The sequence below is a fragment of the Pseudomonas sp. TREG-RG-20F-10-E-6-01 genome, assembly GCF_022662455.1.
Classification (GTDB): Bacteria; Pseudomonadota; Gammaproteobacteria; order Pseudomonadales; family Pseudomonadaceae; genus Aquipseudomonas.
Genome location: NZ_JAKNQP010000012.1, coordinates 50,647 through 67,916, shown reverse-complemented (window position 1 = coordinate 67,916; position 17,270 = coordinate 50,647). Strand labels below are relative to the sequence as shown.

The 17,270-nt window shown below is 62.1% G+C and carries 13 protein-coding genes; 2 read left to right on the top strand and 11 right to left on the bottom strand.

Going from position 1 to position 17,270, the window contains the following annotated elements; translation table 11 throughout:
• Positions 1-9 precede the first annotated feature (9 nt).
• From purU to L8K08_RS25250, 7 genes are all read right to left on the bottom strand, one after another.
• Positions 10-867 carry a formyltetrahydrofolate deformylase gene (gene purU / locus L8K08_RS25280; RefSeq protein ID WP_242200662.1) on the bottom strand — a complete coding sequence of 286 codons (858 nt, stop codon included), beginning with the start codon at positions 865-867 and terminating at the stop codon, positions 10-12.
• Between the two features lie 13 nt (positions 868-880).
• A complete protein-coding gene (gene soxG, locus L8K08_RS25275) occupies positions 881-1,513 on the bottom strand; it encodes a sarcosine oxidase subunit gamma family protein (protein WP_242200660.1) in 633 nt (210 codons plus the stop codon).
• A 123-nt stretch (positions 1,514-1,636) separates the two neighbouring features.
• Entirely contained in the window at positions 1,637-4,654 is a 3,018-nt protein-coding gene (locus L8K08_RS25270) for a sarcosine oxidase subunit alpha (RefSeq protein WP_242200657.1), read from the bottom strand.
• Positions 4,651-4,953 (bottom strand): sarcosine oxidase subunit delta, encoded by a 303-nt coding sequence (locus L8K08_RS25265; protein WP_074847785.1) that lies wholly within the window; start codon positions 4,951-4,953, stop codon positions 4,651-4,653. The genes L8K08_RS25270 and L8K08_RS25265 overlap by 4 nt, the downstream gene beginning before the upstream one ends.
• 14 nt (positions 4,954-4,967) lie before the next feature.
• The gene (locus tag L8K08_RS25260; protein ID WP_010207084.1) at positions 4,968-6,218 is read right to left on the bottom strand and encodes a sarcosine oxidase subunit beta; all 1,251 of its coding nucleotides are present in this window, start codon (positions 6,216-6,218) and stop codon (positions 4,968-4,970) included.
• Between the two features lie 22 nt (positions 6,219-6,240).
• A complete protein-coding gene (glyA, locus tag L8K08_RS25255; RefSeq protein WP_106575582.1) occupies positions 6,241-7,494 on the bottom strand; it encodes a serine hydroxymethyltransferase in 1,254 nt (417 codons plus the stop codon).
• Between the two features lie 236 nt (positions 7,495-7,730).
• Positions 7,731-8,459 (bottom strand): TraX family protein, encoded by a 729-nt coding sequence (locus L8K08_RS25250; RefSeq protein WP_242200654.1) that lies wholly within the window; start codon positions 8,457-8,459, stop codon positions 7,731-7,733.
• 90 nt (positions 8,460-8,549) lie between these two features.
• Between L8K08_RS25250 and L8K08_RS25245 the strand changes: the two genes are divergently transcribed.
• Positions 8,550-9,590, top strand: coding sequence for a low specificity L-threonine aldolase (locus L8K08_RS25245; protein WP_106575584.1), 1,041 nt, complete (start codon positions 8,550-8,552; stop codon positions 9,588-9,590).
• A 138-nt stretch (positions 9,591-9,728) separates the two neighbouring features.
• On the opposite strand, the gene gbcB is transcribed toward L8K08_RS25245, so the two are convergent.
• Positions 9,729-10,829 (bottom strand): glycine-betaine demethylase subunit GbcB, encoded by a 1,101-nt coding sequence (gbcB, locus tag L8K08_RS25240; protein ID WP_106575585.1) that lies wholly within the window; start codon positions 10,827-10,829, stop codon positions 9,729-9,731.
• Positions 10,830-11,112: 283 nt separating this feature from the next.
• Here gbcB and gbcA point away from each other — a divergent pair, with 283 nt between their 5' ends.
• Positions 11,113-12,408 carry a glycine-betaine demethylase subunit GbcA gene (gene gbcA / locus L8K08_RS25235; protein ID WP_145157545.1) on the top strand — a complete coding sequence of 432 codons (1,296 nt, stop codon included), beginning with the start codon at positions 11,113-11,115 and terminating at the stop codon, positions 12,406-12,408.
• 864 nt (positions 12,409-13,272) lie between these two features.
• Here the strand turns inward: gbcA and L8K08_RS25230 are convergent.
• From L8K08_RS25230 to dgcB, 3 genes are read right to left on the bottom strand one after another with little or no spacing between them, the layout of a single operon-like run.
• Positions 13,273-14,043: an electron transfer flavoprotein subunit beta gene (locus tag L8K08_RS25230; RefSeq protein WP_242200652.1), complete on the bottom strand. Its 771-nt coding sequence runs from the start codon at positions 14,041-14,043 to the stop codon at positions 13,273-13,275.
• 10 nt (positions 14,044-14,053) lie between these two features.
• Positions 14,054-15,274 (bottom strand): electron transfer flavoprotein subunit alpha/FixB family protein, encoded by a 1,221-nt coding sequence (locus tag L8K08_RS25225; RefSeq protein ID WP_145157549.1) that lies wholly within the window; start codon positions 15,272-15,274, stop codon positions 14,054-14,056.
• Complete coding sequence (gene dgcB / locus L8K08_RS25220) at positions 15,274-17,217, bottom strand: dimethylglycine demethylation protein DgcB (RefSeq protein WP_242200649.1); 1,944 nt, start codon at positions 17,215-17,217, stop codon at positions 15,274-15,276. The genes L8K08_RS25225 and dgcB overlap by 1 nt, the downstream gene beginning before the upstream one ends.
• Positions 17,218-17,270 lie beyond the last annotated feature (53 nt).

Sequence of the window (17,270 nt, the reverse complement as noted above, 5' to 3'; positions counted from 1 at the left end):
TGGCTTCAGTCAGAGCACCACCGTTCTATTGGCGTTCAAAAACACCCGTCGCTCAATGTGATACCCCACCGCCCGGGCCAATGTCAGCCCTTCGATATCCCGCCCCTTGGCAATCAAATCCTCGGGATAGTGGCTGTGGTCCACCACCTCCACGCCTTGGGCAATGATCGGGCCCTCGTCCAGGTCATTGTTGATGTAATGCGCAGTAGCGCCGACCAGCTTCACGCCCTTGTTGTAGGCCTGGTGATACGGCTTGGCGCCCTTGAACCCCGGCAGCAACGAGTGATGAATGTTGATGGCCTTGCCATCCAGCTTGCGGCACAGTTCCGGCGACAGCACTTGCATGTAGCGCGCAAGAATCACCAGTTCGGCGCCGGTCTCTTCAATCACTTGCCACACCTGACGCTCCTGGGACGGTTTGTCGTTGGGGTCGAGGGGGAAATGGTAGTAGGGAATCTGGTGCCAGTCGGCCAACGGCTTGAGATCGGGGTGGTTGGACACCACCGCGACCACGTCCATCGACAGTTGGCCGATTCGCTGGCGGTACAGCAGGTCGTTGAGGCAGTGATCGGCCTTGGAGACCATGATCACCACTTTTGGCCGGTAGTTAGGCGCCGTCAGTTCGAAGATCATGCCAAAGGCTTCACCGCGCGAGGCCAGGCCGTCGCGGAAGGCTTGCTCGTCAAAACCGTCGGGCTGGCGGAATTCCACACGAATAAAAAACCGGCCCGAGAGGCGGTCATCGAACGAATGGTGCTCGGTGACGTAGCAGCCCTGTTCGAACAGGTAGCGGGTGACCGCGTCCACCGTGCCGAGCACGCTGGGGCAGTCGGCGGTCAAAATCCATGTATCAGGTGCGCGGCTCATCGTGTGTAACTCCTCAGGCTTGAACACTCAGGCCGAATTCGGCGGACGCATCCTGCAGCCACAACCACCAGTAGTCCGAGAAGCTGCGACGAATCACCAGCTCCCAGGTGTCTTCGGCCGTGTGGCGGATCACCAGTTGCGACTTGGCGAACACCGTGCCCACCGCCTTGCCCACCGGGAAGTTGTTGGGGTGCACGTCGTAGCTGGTGGACTTCATCAGCACGTCGCGCACATTCGGGCCGCTGAGTTCGAGGATTTGCTGGCCGCCGCTGACGTTGACGATCTGAATATGCAGGTCGCCCAGGGCAGCCCGCAGTTTTTGCTCGGCGGCGAATTCTTCACCGCTTGGCACGATTAATAGCCACTCATCCGGGCCGAGCCATTGCAGGCTGGTTTCGCCGTTGATGATGACTTGCAGGGCGCCAGGCAGTTCGATGCCGAGGGCTTTGTGCACGCCGGCAGCGAAGGCCGCATCGTGGCCATCGCCACGAAGGGTCAGGTGGCCGAGCAGTTTCTTTTCACGCACGGTCACGCCGGCATTCTTGCGGCCCTTGCCGACCAGGCTGGCGAGGTCGGCATGGTGCAGCGACGACTCGGCCTTGGCACCGGCGGTGGGGCGTTGTTGGTAAACATTGGCTGCTGTCATAAAGCACCTATCTGAATTCTGTTGTGCGGCTAATGGCCTCATCGGGGGCAAGGCCCCTCCCACAGGGGAATGCATTTCAACATGTGGGAGGGGGCTTGCCCCCGATACAGGCGCCTCGGTCTATCAGATGTTCTGCCGCTCACCTTTCGGGTCAAAGAACACCGAGGACACAATCTCCGCCTCGATCACGCTGCCATCGGCCTGCGGTGAGAACACCCGCTCGCCGATACGCTTCAAACCGCCCTTCACCACCGCCATCGCGAACGAGTAACCCAGCGAGTTATGCGCATAGCTTGAGGTGACGTGACCGACCATCTTCATCGGGATCGTCTGCTTCGGATCGAACACCAGCTGCGCGCCTTCCGGCATCCACACGGTCGGATCAATCGGCTTCAAGCCCACCAGTTGCTTGCGCTCTTCACGCACGCAGTCTTCACGGTTCATCCCGCGCCAGCCGATCCACGAGAACGGTTTGGTACGGCCTACGCACCAGCCCATGTTCAGGTCGTCCGGGGTCATCGAGCCGTCGGTGTCCTGGCCGACGATGATGAAGCCCTTCTCGGCCCGCAGCACGTGCATGGTCTCGGTGCCGTACGGGGTCAGGTTGTACTTTTTGCCGGCCTCGACGATCTGCTCGAGCACGCCCATGGCATAGTCGGCCTGCACGTTGACCTCAAACGACAGCTCACCGGTAAACGAGATACGGAACACCCGCGCCGGCACGCCGCCGACCAGGCCTTCTTTCCAGGTCATGAACGGGAAGCCGTCCTTGTCCAGGTCGATATCCGTCACTTCGGCCAGCAGCTTGCGGCTGTTGGGGCCGGACAGTGTCATGGTCGCCCAATGGTCGGTGACCGAGGTGAAGTACACCTTGAGGTCTGGCCACTCGGTCTGTTGGTAGATTTCCAGCCACTGCAATACGCGAGCGGCGCCGCCGGTGGTGGTGGTCATCAGGAAGTGGTTGTCGGCGAGGCAGGCAGTCACGCCGTCGTCGAAGACCATGCCGTCTTCCTTGCACATCAGGCCGTAGCGCGCCTTGACTACATCGAGCTTGGTCCAGGCGTTGGTGTAGATGCGGTTGAGGAACTCGCGGGCGTCCGGGCCTTGAATGTCGATCTTGCCCAGGGTGGACGCATCCAGCAGGCCGACGCTGTCGCGCACGGCCAGGCATTCGCGTTTGACGGCGGCGTGCAGGTCTTCGCCATTGCGCGGGAAGTACCAGGGGCGTTTCCACTGGCCGACGTCTTCAAACTCGGCGCCGTTTTTCACGTGCCAGGCCTGCAGCGCGGTGTAACGCACCGGCTCGAAGATGTGCCCACAGTGGCGGCCCGCAACGGCGCCGAAGGTGACCGGCGTGTAGTTGGGGCGGAACATCGTGGTGCCCATCTGCGGGATGGTCACGTTCAGCGAACGGGCCGCAATCGCCAGGCCGTTGACGTTACCCAACTTGCCCTGGTCGGTGCCGAAGCCCAACGCGGTGTAGCGTTTGACGTGCTCGACCGACTCGAACCCTTCGCGGGTCGCCAGTTCGATGGCGGCGGCGGTCACGTCGTTTTGCAGGTCGACAAATTGCTTCGGCGCCCGTGCAGTGGCTTTCTCGTGAGGCACCTGGAACAGCGCCAGCGTCGGCTCTTCCAGACGGCTCAAGGCTTTGGGCAGCGTGCCTTCCACCGGCGCAAAACCGGCTTCGCTGGCCGCGCGCACGCCGCCTTCAAAACCGTCGGCCAGGGAATCGCCAAGGCCGTAGACGCCATTGATGCCACCCACGCACACGCGTTTTTGCGGCGCTTCACCCGGTACGAAACCGAGGATGTCTTCACGCCAGGTCGGCTTGCCGCCCAAGTGCGAAGCCAGGTGAACCACCGGGCTGTAACCGCCGGAGCTGGCGACCAGGTCGCACTCCAGCCACTCGCCGGGGCTGGTGACTTTATGCGCTTTGACGTCGATGGCCGCCACGCGGGCGCCGGTCACGTGCTTGCTGCCACGCGCTTCGATCACGGCGCTGCCGGTGAGGATACGAATGCCTTTGGCGCGGGCTTCTTCCACCAGCGCACCGCGAGGGTTGTGGCGCGCATCGGCCACAGCCACGACGGTGAGGCCGGCGTCGAACCAGTCCAGCGCTACGCGGTAGGCGTGGTCGTTGTTGGTCGACAGCACCAGTTTTTTACCGGGTGCCACGCCGTAACGGCGCACGTAAGTCGAGACAGCGCCAGCGAGCATGTTGCCCGGCACGTCGTTGTTGCCGTACACCAGCGGGCGCTCGCAGGCACCGGTTGCCAGCACCACACGCTTGGCACGCACACGGTGGATGCGCTGACGCACCACGCCAATCGGCGCACGGTCACCGAGGTGATCGGTGAGGCGTTCGTGAATGGTCAGGAAGTTGTGGTCGTGGTAACCGTTGACGGTGGCGCGAGGCAGCAGCACCACGTCCGGCAGGGCTTTGAGTTCTGCGATGACGCTGGCGACCCAATCAGCAGCCGGCTTGCCGTCAAGGCTTTCTCGCGAATCCAGCAGCGAACCACCGAACTCTTCCTGCTCATCGGCGAGGATCACACGGGCACCGCTGCGCGCGGCAGCCAGTGCGGCGGCCAGGCCAGCAGGGCCGGCGCCAACCACCAACACGTCGCAGTGACGGTTGAAGTTGTCGTAGGTGTCCGGGTCGTTCTCGGTCGGCGAGCGACCAAGACCTGCGGCCTTGCGGATGTACTTCTCGTAGGTCATCCAGAACGATTGCGGGTACATGAAGGTTTTGTAGTAGAAACCCGGCGGCATCAGCTTGCCGCCGACCTTGCCGAGAATGCCCATCATGTCGTTGTTCACGCTCGGCCAGCCGTTGGTGCTGGTGGCGACCAAACCCTGGTAAAGCGCCTGTTGCGTGGCACGCACGTTAGGGATTTGCGTGGCTTCGGTGGCGCCGATCTGCAGCACCGCGTTCGGCTCTTCGGCGCCGGCGGCAAAGATGCCGCGCGGGCGCGAGTACTTGAAGCTGCGGCCGATGATGTCGACGCCATTGGCCAGCAAGGCGGCGGCCAACGTGTCGCCCTCAAAGCCTTTGTAGCTCTGGCCGTTGAAGGTAAACGTCAGGACTTTATTACGGTCGATGCGACCACCGTTGGACAGGCGATTGATCTGGCTCATACCTTCTCTCCAGAAGCCTTGGCGGTGAATTGCGGCTGGGTGCCTATCTTGTAGGTTTCAAGAATTTCGTAGGTCACGGTGTCGCGCGTGGCGTTGAAATACTGGCGGCAACCGGCGGCGTGAATCCACAGCTCGTGGTGCAGGCCACGCGGGTTATCGCGGAAGAACATGTAGTCGCCCCACTGCTCATCGGTGCAGGCGTTCGGGTCCAGCGGGCGCGGGATATGCGCTTGGCCGGATGCGTGGAATTCCTCTTCGGAGCGCAGTTCGCCACAGTGAGGACAGAAGATATGCAACATAGGAATTTCTCCTGTTAGTGGGCGACGGCCGCAGCGCCGTGTTCGTCGATCAACGCACCGTTGTGGAAACGGTCGATGGAGAAAGGCGCGGCCAGCGGGTGCATTTCACCCTTGGCCAGGCTTGCGGCAAACACGTTGCCTGAGCCCGGCGTGGCCTTGAAGCCACCCGTGCCCCAACCGCAGTTGAAGAACATGTTCGGCACCGGCGTCTTGGAGATGATCGGGCAGGCGTCCGGCGTGGTGTCGACGATGCCGCCCCACTGACGGTTCATGCGCACGCGCGACAGCACCGGGAACATCTCGACGATGGCCTGGATGGTGTGTTCGATCACCGGATACGAGCCGCGCTGGCCGTAGCCGTTGTAGCCGTCGATGCCGGCGCCGATCACCAGGTCGCCCTTGTCGGACTGGCTGATGTAACCGTGCACGGCGTTGGACATAATCACGCTGTCGATAATCGGCTTGATCGGCTCGGAAACGAGCGCTTGCAGCGGGTGGGATTCGATCGGCAGGCGAAAACCCGCCAACGAAGCCATGTGCCCGGAGTTACCGGCCGTCACCACACCGACGCGCTTGGCGCCGATAAAGCCTTTGTTGGTTTCCACGCCGATGCACACGCCGTTTTCTTTGCGAAAGCCGATCACTTCGGTCTGCTGGATCAAGTCCACGCCGAGTGCATCCGCCGCGCGGGCAAAGCCCCAGGCCACGGCGTCGTGACGGGCCACGCCGCCGCGCCGTTGCACGGTGGCGCCGAGTACCGGGTAGCGGGTGTTTTTCGAGCAGTCGAGGTACGGGATCTCGTCGGCCACCTGTTTGGCGTTGAGCAGTTCGCCGTCCACGCCGTTGAGGCGGTTGGCGCTGACGCGGCGCTCGGAATCACGAATGTCTTGCAGGGTGTGGCACAGGTTGTAGACGCCACGTTGGGAGAACATCACGTTGTAGTTCAGGTCCTGGGACAGGCCTTCCCACAGTTTCATCGCGTGTTCGTACAGGTGCGCCGACTCGTCCCACAGGTAGTTGGAACGTACGATAGTGGTGTTGCGCGCGGTGTTACCGCCGCCCAGCCAGCCTTTCTCGACCACAGCCACATTGGTGATGCCGTGTTCTTTGGCCAGGTAGTAGGCGGTCGCCAGACCATGCCCGCCGCCGCCGACGATGACCACGTCGTAGACCTTTTTCGGCGTGGGCGTGCGCCACATCTTCTGCCAGTTTTCGTGGTGGCTGAGTGAGTGCTTGAAGAGGCCGAAGCCCGAGTAGCGTTGCATAGTCATTACTCCAAAACCGCGCTCAGCGATAAACCGGGAAATCAGCGCACAGGGCAGACACGTGCTTGGCCACGTTGGCCTCGACGTCGGCGTCGCCGAGGTTGTCGAGGATGTCGCAGATCCAGCCGGCCAGCTCAATGCATTGCGGCACTTTGAAGCCACGCGTGGTCACCGCCGGGGTGCCGATGCGCAGGCCCGAGGTCACGAACGGCGACTGCGGGTCATTCGGCACAGCGTTCTTGTTGACCGTGATGTGGGCGCGGCCAAGGGCGGCGTCCGCCTCTTTGCCGGTGAGGCCCTGACGGATCAGGCTGACCAGGAACAGGTGGTTGTCGGTGCCGCCGGACACCACGTCGTAGCCGCGCTTGATAAACACACTGGCCATGGCCTGGGCGTTTTCGATCACTTGTTGCTGGTAGACCTTGAAGCCAGGCTCCGCCGCTTCCTTGAAGCACACCGCCTTGCCGGCGATCACATGCATCAGCGGGCCGCCCTGGGCGCCGGGGAAGACGGCGGCGTTGAGTTTCTTCTCGATTTCTTCGTTGGCCTTGGCCAGGATCAAACCGCCACGCGGACCGCGCAGGGTCTTGTGGGTGGTGGTGGTAACCACGTCGGCATACGGCAGCGGGTTCGGGTACAAACCGGCGGCCACCAGGCCAGCGACGTGGGCCATGTCGACAAACAGCAGCGCGCCAACCTTGTCGGCAATCGCGCGGAAACGTGGGAAATCCAAAGTCTTGGAATAGGCAGAGAAACCCGCCACGACCATTTTTGGCTTGTGCTCCACCGCCAGGCGCTCGACTTCGTCGTAGTCGATCAGGCCGGTGTCGGTGTTGATGCCGTATTGCACCGCGTTGTACAGCTTGCCCGAGGACGACACTTTGGCGCCGTGGGTCAAGTGACCGCCATGGGCCAGGCTCATGCCGAGGATGGTGTCGCCGGCGTTCAGCAGCGCCAGGTACACCGCGCTGTTGGCGGACGAGCCGGAGTGCGGCTGCACGTTGGCGTAATCGGCGCCGAACAGCTGCTTGGCGCGTTCGATGGCCAGGGCTTCAACCTTGTCCACGTGCTCGCAGCCGCCGTAGTAGCGCTTGCCGGGGTAGCCTTCGGCGTATTTGTTGGTGAGGCCGCTGCCCTGAGCTTCCATCACGCGTTTGCTGGTGTAGTTCTCTGACGCGATCAGCTCGATATGGTCTTCCTGACGCTGCTCCTCGGCATTCATCGCCGCCAGCAAGGCGTCGTCATATCCCTGGATCTGGTCTTTTTTGCTGAACATCGCGTCTCTCCCAGCCTTTCGTATTGTTGAGGCCCGTGCAGGGCCCTTTGGTGCGATGGTAGGGCTGGCGCAGACAGGTCAAATGCCTACGGACGCCACGCAAAGGTGCGTTTACGACATAGCGGCAACAACGCAGAACAAATGTGGGAGGGGACTTGCCCCCGATAGCGGTGGATCAGCTTGCACATGTGTCGGCAGACACACTGCCATCGGGGGCAAGCCCCCTCCCACAGGGGTCAGGCGAGGGTCTGGCGCACGAGTAGCAGCAGCAGGAAATGCAGGGGATAAAGGGCATACGCCCAACGGCGCATGGCCGGAGGCGAGAAGTTTTTGGCCTGTCGCAACAAGACCAAACCGGCCAATGGCGCGATCAGGCAAGCGGCCAATCCCAAAAGCGCCACGGGCGTGCCGCTATTGAGCAAAATCTGCCATTGATTGGCGGCCACACAGACCAACCCTGGCAACGCGCTGAAATACCAAGGTCGACGAAACACCATCAGCATCGCCAGCGGCAGCAAGACACCGAAAAAACCGAACATCAACTGCGTGGTAAACACCGCGCTCAAAGCGAGGGCGATCAGCGCCAATCCTCGATCAACAAGCGCCTTCTGCTGCCATCCTCGGGCAACCAGCAGCCCCAGCGCCAGGGTCGGCAGCACGTTCAAGGTATCGGCATCGTCGATAAACAGTCGGTACGGCACTTCGCTGATCACACTGAACAGCAGCAGCCAGCCCAGGTAACGCCATTGGCCCGTTACCGGCGCATCTTTGACCCGGTGCAGGTTCGCCGCAATCGCCAGGCAAAACCACGGGAATGCGAGGCGCCCCGGCACGTACAGGCCATCCAGGCTCCAACCGACATAGCGCAGGTGATCCAGGACCATGCTCAACAGCGCCAGCCACTTGAGCAGGTCCAAGGCGCCATCGCGCGCCTGCTTGGCAGGAATCGTTTCAGTACCGTGCATAATTCCCCAGTGACTTTGCATTTACAGTGCGTGCGCCCGCCCAACATTCTTGGTTACAGTGCGCACCAACATCGACCACAGGAATGGGCCATGACCGACAAGAGCCAACAATTCGCCAGCGACAACTATTCCGGCATTTGCCCGGAAGCCTGGGCCGCCATGGAACTCGCCAACCAGGGCCATCAACGCGCCTACGGCGATGATGAATGGACCCACCGCGCCGCCGACGGTTTCCGCAATCTGTTCGAAACCGACTGCGAAGTCTTCTTCGCCTTCAACGGCACCGCCGCCAACTCGCTGGCGCTGTCCTCGCTGTGCCAGAGCTACCATAGCGTGATTTGCTCGGAAACCGCCCACGTCGAAACCGACGAATGCGGCGCGCCGGAGTTTTTCTCCAACGGCTCCAAACTGCTCACCGCCCGCACCGAAAACGGCAAGCTGACCCCGGAATCGATCCGCGAGATCGCGCTCAAGCGCCAGGACATTCATTACCCCAAACCACGCGTGGTCACCCTGACCCAAGCCACCGAAGTCGGCAGCGTGTACACCCCGCAAGAAATCCGTGCGATCAGTGCCACCTGCAAAGAACTGGGCCTGAACCTGCACATGGACGGCGCACGCTTCTCCAACGCCTGCGCGTTCCTCGGCTGTTCCCCGGCCGACTTGACCTGGAAAGCCGGCGTGGACGTATTGTGCTTCGGCGGCACGAAAAACGGCATGGCGGTGGGTGAAGCCATCCTGTTCTTCAACCACAAGCTGGCCGAAGACTTCGATTACCGCTGCAAACAGGCCGGTCAGCTTGCATCAAAGATGCGCTTTCTCTCGGCGCCGTGGGTGGGCCTGCTGGAAAACGACGCCTGGCTCAAACACGCACGCCACGCCAACCACTGCGCGCAATTGCTGAGCAGCCTGGTGGCAGACATTCCTGGTGTGGAATTGATGTTCCCGGTGCAAGCCAACGGCGTGTTCCTGCAACTCTCGGAAGCGGCCATCGAGGCCTTGACGGCCAAGGGCTGGCGCTTTTACACCTTCATCGGCAAAGGCGGCGCGCGGTTCATGTGTGCGTGGGATACCGAAGAAGAGCGCGTGCGCGAATTGGCGGCAGACATCCGCGAAGTGATGGGCGCCTGAATTCACCACTGAACAAAATGTGAGAGGGGGCTTGCCCCCGATAGCAGTCTTTCAGTCAATGCATCAGTGACTGTTCCACTGCCATCGGGGGCAAGCCCCCTCCCACATTTGACCCTGCCCGTTTGAGGGTTTGGCCTATCAGAACTCGATCCGCACATCACCCTTCGGCACACTGCAGCACGACAGGATGTAGCCTTCGGCCTCGTCTTCTTCGGTAATCCCGCCGTTGTGGTCCATCTCGACCTCCCCGCCCAGCTTCATCACCTTGCAGGTGCCGCAGATGCCCATCCCGCAGGCTTTGGGAATCAGCAGGCCAAGCTTGGCCGCAGCGGCGTGGACGGTTTCGCCCGGTGCCACGCGAATGCTCTTGCCCGACGCAATGAATTCCACCTGATGCAGGTCGGCCAAGTCGATTTCCGGTGCGTCGGCGGCCTGTTCGGCCTGCTCCACCGCGTCGGCACGCGCTTCCGGCGGTGTCGCGCCAAAGGACTCTTCGTGGTAACGCGTCATGTCAAAGCCCGCCACTTCCAGCAGGCGCTTCACCGCGTTCATGTACGGCGTAGGGCCACAGCAGAACACTTCGCGCTCGAGGAAGTCCGGCACCATCAGTTCGAGCATCTTGTGGTTCAGGTAGCCGCGATAACCGGCCCAGGGCTCGCCCAGGCCGTGTTTTTCACAGATCAGGTGCAGGCTGAAGTTGTCGATCCGCGACGCCATGTGTTCCAGCTCGCGGTGGTAAATGATGTCTTTGGGCGAGCGCGCGCTGTGGATAAAGGTCATGTCGACATTGGCGTTGGTGTCGTAATACCACCGCGCCATGGACATCACCGGCGTGATGCCGACGCCGCCGCTGAGGTAGAGGACCTTGGGGTTGCTGAAGTCGATGGCATTGAACAACCCGACCGGCCCGTGCACCGCCAGCTCCTGGCCTTCGTGCAGCGTGTCGTGCAGCCAGTTGGAAACCTTGCCGCCCGGCACGCGTTTGATCGTCACCGAAAAGCTGTACGGCACCGACGGTGAACTGGAGATGGTGTAGGAGCGCATGATCGGCTGGCCGTCGATTTCCAGCTCCAGGGTGACGAACTGCCCCGGCTTGAAAAAGAACAGGATCGGCTGGTCGGCCATGAAGCAGAAGGTGCGCACGTCCCAGGTTTCCTGGATGACTTTGACGCAACGGACAATGTGCCGACCATTGGCCCAGGTCTGGGTGGTGACCGGATTCAGGAAGCTGTTGGACATGCTGTTCTCCGCAGCCGTATATCGGCCTGATGGTGGCGATTCTGCGTAACGCGAGAAACGTCCATTTACCTATCTGCGACATTCACATACTTATCGCGACCAGCCCCCATACCACGGGGGTTGCGCGTCGGGATCAGAGTGGGCCATGTCGCTAATGGACAAGGTTCTGGCCTTTGCCGGGCCCACACTCGCTCCCAACAACGACGCTTTCTTTACGCCTTGCTGCAAAACCTGATCAGCCACTATTCGCCGGCCACACAGAATGGCCCTGAGGACACACACGATGGACGTCACCGCAACCTTAAGCTTGGGCGATCCGCTGGAACCCGCACGCAAGGCCACCGCGCAAATGCTGCAAGAGCGCGAGCGCACTTTTTCGCTGCCGCAGCCGTTTTACTCTGACGAGCGGCTGTTTGATATCGACATGCAGGAGATCTTCCAGAAAGAGTGGTTGATCGCCGGCATGACCTGCGAGATCCCCACCAAAGGCAATTACCTGACCCTGCAAGTGGGCAAGAACCCGATCATCGTAATCCGTGGCGCCGAAGGCGTGGTGCATGCCTTTCACAACGTGTGCCGCCACCGTGGGTCGCGCTTGTGCACCAGCGACAAGGGCAAGGTCGCCAAACTCGTCTGTCACTACCACCAGTGGACCTACGAGCTCGACGGCCGCCTGCTGTTCGCCGGCACCGAGATGGGCGCCGACTTCGACATGAAGCAGTACGGCTTGAAACCCGTGAACGTGAAGACCGCCGGCGGCTACATCTTCATCAGCCTGGCCGAGAACCCGCCGGCCATCGACGACTTCCTGTCGACGCTGAACCACTACATGGAACCCTACGACATGGAAAACACCAAGGTGGCGATCCAGACCACCTTGTTCGAAAAAGCCAACTGGAAGCTGGTGCTGGAAAACAACCGCGAGTGCTACCACTGCAACGCCTCGCACCCGGAACTGTTGAAAACTCTGCTGGAGTGGGACGACGTCACCGACCCGCGCGCCGACCAGGCCTTCAAGGACCACGTCGCCGCTTCCGCCGCCGCCTGGGATGCCGAGAAGATCCCTTACGCCCACGCCAGCTTCGGCCTGCGTAACCGCATCGTGCGCATGCCGCTGCTCAAGGGCACCGTGTCGATGACCCTGGACGGCAAGCAAGGCTGCAACAAGCTGATGGGCCGCATCAAGAACCCGGACCTGGGCTCGATGCGCATCCTGCACCTGCCGCACTCGTGGAACCACTGCATGGGCGATCACATCATCGTGTTCACCGTGTGGCCAATCAGCGCCCAGGAAACCATGGTCACCACCAAGTGGATCGTGCACAAGGACGCCGTCGAAGGCGTGGACTACGACGTGGAGCGCATGCGCAAAGTGTGGGACGCCACCAACGACCAGGACCGTCGCCTGGCCGAAGAAAACCAGCGCGGGATCAACTCCACCGCCTATCAGCCAGGGCCTTACTCCAAGACGTATGAGTTTGGTGTGGTGAATTTTGTGGATTGGTACAGCGAGCGCTTGCTGAGCAACCTGGGCGCTGCGCCGGCGCCTTACCTCAAGGGCGTGGCCGCACACGAGTAACTGACACGCGACCGATCAAAATGTGGGAGCGGGCTTGCCCGCGAATGCAGTGGATCAGCCAGCCCATCGGGTGACTGACACACCGCCTTCGCGAGCGAGCCCGCTCCCACATCAGGTTTCCACACTGCTCAAGAATTGATCAACTCCCTTGCAACCCTTTCCCGCCTTGCCCTCCAGCCTTCGCCCAACAACTTATCCACAAAGCCACCCACAGCAATTGTGGGCAAGTGCGCGGTCTTCTGAAAATAAATGAAGAAAATCCGTGACTTATTCCAGCCGTGCGCTTTCGCAATCGCTTGATCACTTATTGATCAACTCTCTGATAGCCTCTAAATACGTGGCCTGTGGCAGTACGCGAACACCTTATCCACAGAAGCACCAACAGACTTTGGGGGCAACTTTACCGATGCTGTGGAAAACCGCGTCAACCCTTCATAAATCGGAGGTTTCAAGGTTTTAATTGAGCAAACAGCGCGAATTGATCAAATTTTGATCGCATCAATGAAAGCCTTTACCTACGTGGCCTGCAGCCGGTAGCGAACATCTTATCCACAGAAGCGCCAACAGACTTTGGGGGCAAGTCGGTACGGGCAAAAGAAGTTATTCATAGAAAAACCCCAGGAAAAACCGCTGGTTAGCCTGGTTGTTTTTCGTACAGGGGGCTACAGGGCTTGATTTACCGGGGCTGTGGACAACCGCGAACAGGTTATCCACAGACGGGTCAACAGGGATTGTGGGTAAGCCCACAGATCAAATGTGGGAGCCGGGCTTGCCCGCGATGCAGGCAACTCGGTTTATCAGCTAGACCGAAGTGAGGCTGTCGCAGGCAAGCCAGCTCCCACACAAACCAGCTCCCACAGGGCATCAGCGCACCACGCCTTCCTCAATCAGCAGCTTGAGAATGGCCTCGGCACCCGCCTCGGGACTAAGCCCCTTGAGCACTTGCCCCCCGCCGCCGCTGGCCTTGGCCGTAGCAGCCTTCATGCGGTCGGCGCCGCTCTTGGCCTTGATCACCTTGAGGCGCTTGGGCCGCGGCTTGGCCGGCTGCAGCACCGCACCTGTGAATAACTCGTCTTGCTCAATCTCGACTTCATGGGCGGCCAATTCTCCGCGCTGCCCAGGGCCGTAGGCGCTTTGCCGTGGCTTGGGCGCGGCGTTATCCACCGTGGCCAGAAACGGCAGGCGCACCTTCAAGCGCCGCCGCTGCCCGCGCGGCAAGGCTTGCAGCACGTGGGCGATGCCGCCGTCGATGGACTCCACCTGCGCCAGGCCGACAATCAGCGGCCAGCCCAGTTGCTCGGCCAGCAGAAACGGCAACATGCCCGAGCCCTCGCCGGTTTCCGCCTGGCTGCCGGTGAGCACCACCTGGGCACCGGCACCGCGCAGGTAATCGCTGAGGGCCGGCAAGGCGTCAGCGCCGTCCGGCTGCTCAAGCACGTGCAATTGCGGCAAACCCATGCCCAGGTAACTGCGCAACGTCGGCTCGTGAATGTTGCCGGCGTGCAGCACCTGCAACTTATCCCCAGCCATTTGCAGGCCCAACTCGACGGCGCGAGCATCCTGCTCCGCGCGGCGTGGCCGGCCGGAAGTGGGGTGGGCGCCGATGGATACCAAGCTGATTACAGGTGTTGTCATGGTCATGTCCTTAAGCCGCATCGCGCTTGGCGCCGTTTCGGTAGGCCTCGACCGCAGCGATCAAGGCTTGCAGAATCGCGGCGCTCTCGCCGATCACCGACAAGTCGGCACGCTTGATCATGTCGCAGCCCGGATCGAGGTTGATCGCCACCACCTTGTCGCAGGCGCCAATGCCTTGCAGGTGCTGGATCGCCCCGGAAATGCCCACGGCCACGTAAACCCGCGCCGTGACCCAGGTGCCACTGGCGCCGACCTGGCGATCACGCGCCATAAAGCCATCGTCCACCGCCACCCGCGAGGCGCCTTCGGTGGCGCCCAGGGCTGCGGCGGTCCGGTGGAACAGTGCCCAGTCCTTCACGCCATTGCCGCCTGAGAAAATAAACTCCGCTTCGGCCATGGGAATCGCGCCGGGGTCCACCGCCACCGCACCGAGGTCTTCGATACGCGGCAAACTGCGCGCCAAGGGTGTGGATAACTCCACGGGCAATGCCTCGTGACGTGTTTCGCTGACCGGTTCGGCGCACTCCACGGCCGCCAGGATCAGGCGCGGCAATGGCCGGGCCAAGTCTTCCTGGCCCGCACCCGCGCGGCCGATGCATTCTTCGCCCTTGATCTGCCAGACCCGCGTGGCCGGGCGCTCCTTGAGGCTGGCGGCAAAACGCCGGCCCAACTCTCCACCGCCGCTGCGGCTGTCCGGCAGCAGCCAGTGGCGCGGGTTGAACTGGTTATCCACAGCCCGCAGGCCCTGCACGCGTTGCTCCGGTGAATAACCGTCGAATTCGTGGCCTTCCAACACCAGCAGGCGATCAACGCCGGCCGTGGCAAAGGCACTTTCCTTGTGTTCGCCAAACACCACCGCCAGCACAGCGCCGTCGCTGCCGGCGAGTTGCCGCGCCAGGCCGAGCACGTCGCGGTCGTGGCTGCTCAGGCGGCCGCCGACCATGTCCGGCACCACGCTGATATAAAACGCCGGCGCCGGTACCTGATGCAGCGGCAACTGCACTTGCACCGCCGCTGTGCGCTTGGCCGCGCCGCCCTGCTGGGCACCGCTGCGGTCAATGCGTTTGATGCCGTTGGGGCCGATAAAACCGACCCCATGCATGTTCTTGCGGATGACGCCGTTGGGTCCCATCCAGCTGTGTTGCAGCGGCTGCATCGCCGCATGCAGCGGGTGCAGGCGGTTGCGGGCAATCCATTCGGCCCGTGGGTCGCGGCGGATAATGTCGCTCATCAGTGCACCTCCGCAGGTTCACGCTTAATCGGGGCTTTTGCCGGGGCGGCGTCTTCGAGCAAAGCGTCAGCCACCAGTTCGGCGATGTCTTTGATCAACGGGCGCGGTTCAACCACACCTTCGAGCATCGCCGTGCACTGCGGGCAACCCACAGCCACCAGCTCGGCGCCGGTTTCGCGGATGTCTTCCATGCGCATATCGGGAATGCGTTGCTTGCCGGGAATGTCGGTGATCGGCGCACCGCCACCGCCACCGCAGCAGCGTGAACGGAAGCCCGAGCGTTGCATCTCCTTGACCTCGATGCCCAGCGCGCGCAGCACTTGGCGCGGCGCCTCGTATTCGCCGTTGTAGCGGCCCAGGTAACAAGGGTCGTGATAGGTCACGCTGTCGCCTTTGTGCTGGCCCAGGTTCAACGCGCCGTCGCCGATCAGTTCGGCCATGAAGGTGCTGTGGTGCTGCACCCGGTAGTTACCGTTGAAGGCGCCGTACTCGTTTTTAAGTACGTGGAAGCTGTGCGGGTCGCAAGTGACGATGCGCTTGAAGCAGTATTTTTCCAGCGTCTGGATATTGCGCGTGGCCAGCAGCTGGAAGGTGGCTTCATCGCCCAGGCGCCGCGCGACATCGCCGCTGTCGCGCTCTTCCAGGCCGAGCACCGCGAAGTCGACCTTGGCCGCTTTCAGCACTTTGACGAAGGCGCGCAGGGTGCGTTGGTTGCGCATGTCGAAGGCACCGTCGCCGACCCAGAACAACACGTCGGCGCTGCCTTTTTCACTGAACAGCGGCAGGTTCAAATCCGCCGCCCAGTTCAGGCGGCCGCCCGGTGCAAAACCGCCGGGGTTGTCGGTGGCGATCAGGTTTTCCAGGACTTCGGCGCCCTTGTTCGGCGTGGCGCCTTTTTCCAGGGTGAGGTGGCGGCGCATGTCGACGATGGCGTCCACGTGCTCGATCATCATCGGGCACTCTTCCACGCAGGCGCGGCAGGTGGTGCACGACCACAGGGTTTCGGCATCCACCAGGCCGTTGACGATCGGCTGGTGCGGGTTGCCGCCGTGTTCGCCCACCGGTTTGCCGGGATACGGGCTGCCGGCGAACTTGGCATCGGTGCCACCGGCCAGGCCGACGACCATGTCCTGAATCAACTTCTTCGGGTTCAGCGGCTGGCCGGCGGCGAACGCCGGGCAGGCGGCTTCGCACTTGCCGCATTGCACGCAGGCATCGAAGCCGAGCAGTTGGTTCCAGGTGAAATCCTTGGGTTTTTCCACGCCCAGCGGCGCGGTTTTATCGCTCAAGTCCAGCGGCTTCAAGCCGGTGGAACGGCCGCCACCAAAACGTTCGGCGCGGCGGTGCCAGGCCAGGTGCAGCGCACCGGCGAAGGCGTGTTTCATCGGGCCGCCCCAGGTCATGCCGAAGAACATTTCCGACACGCCCCACAGCACGCCCAGGCTCAGCAATGCCGCCAGCAGCCAGCCACCGAAGTCGGCCGGCAGAATCCCGGCCACCGGCAACGTCACCAGGAAGAAGCTCACCGAGAACGCCATCAGGCTTTTCGGCAGGCGCATCCACGGGCCTTTCGACAGGCGCGACGGCGGGTTGCGACGGCGCAGGTAGACGAACGTGGCGCCGACAAACATCAGCACCGACGCCAGCAGCAAGGCGTAGCCGAGGATGCGGTTATGCAGGCCGAAACCGTGCACCAGAATCGCCAGCAACGCCGACAGCACAAAGCCCAGGGCGGTGGCGACGTGGGTGTTGGCGATGTATTTGTCGCGGGCGACCACGTGGTGCAGGTCGACCATGTAACGCTTGGGCATGGCCAGCAGACCGCCGAGCAGGTCGACCTTGGAGGCGCGGCCGCGGCGCCACATGTTCACCCGGCGCAGGGCGCCCAGCAAAGCCAGGCCCAGCGCCGCGAACAAAAGAACAGGCAGCAAGGTGTTCAACATGGTGAAGCTCCCACAAACCGCACATATCTACTGTGAAACTGGCCTGAATGTGG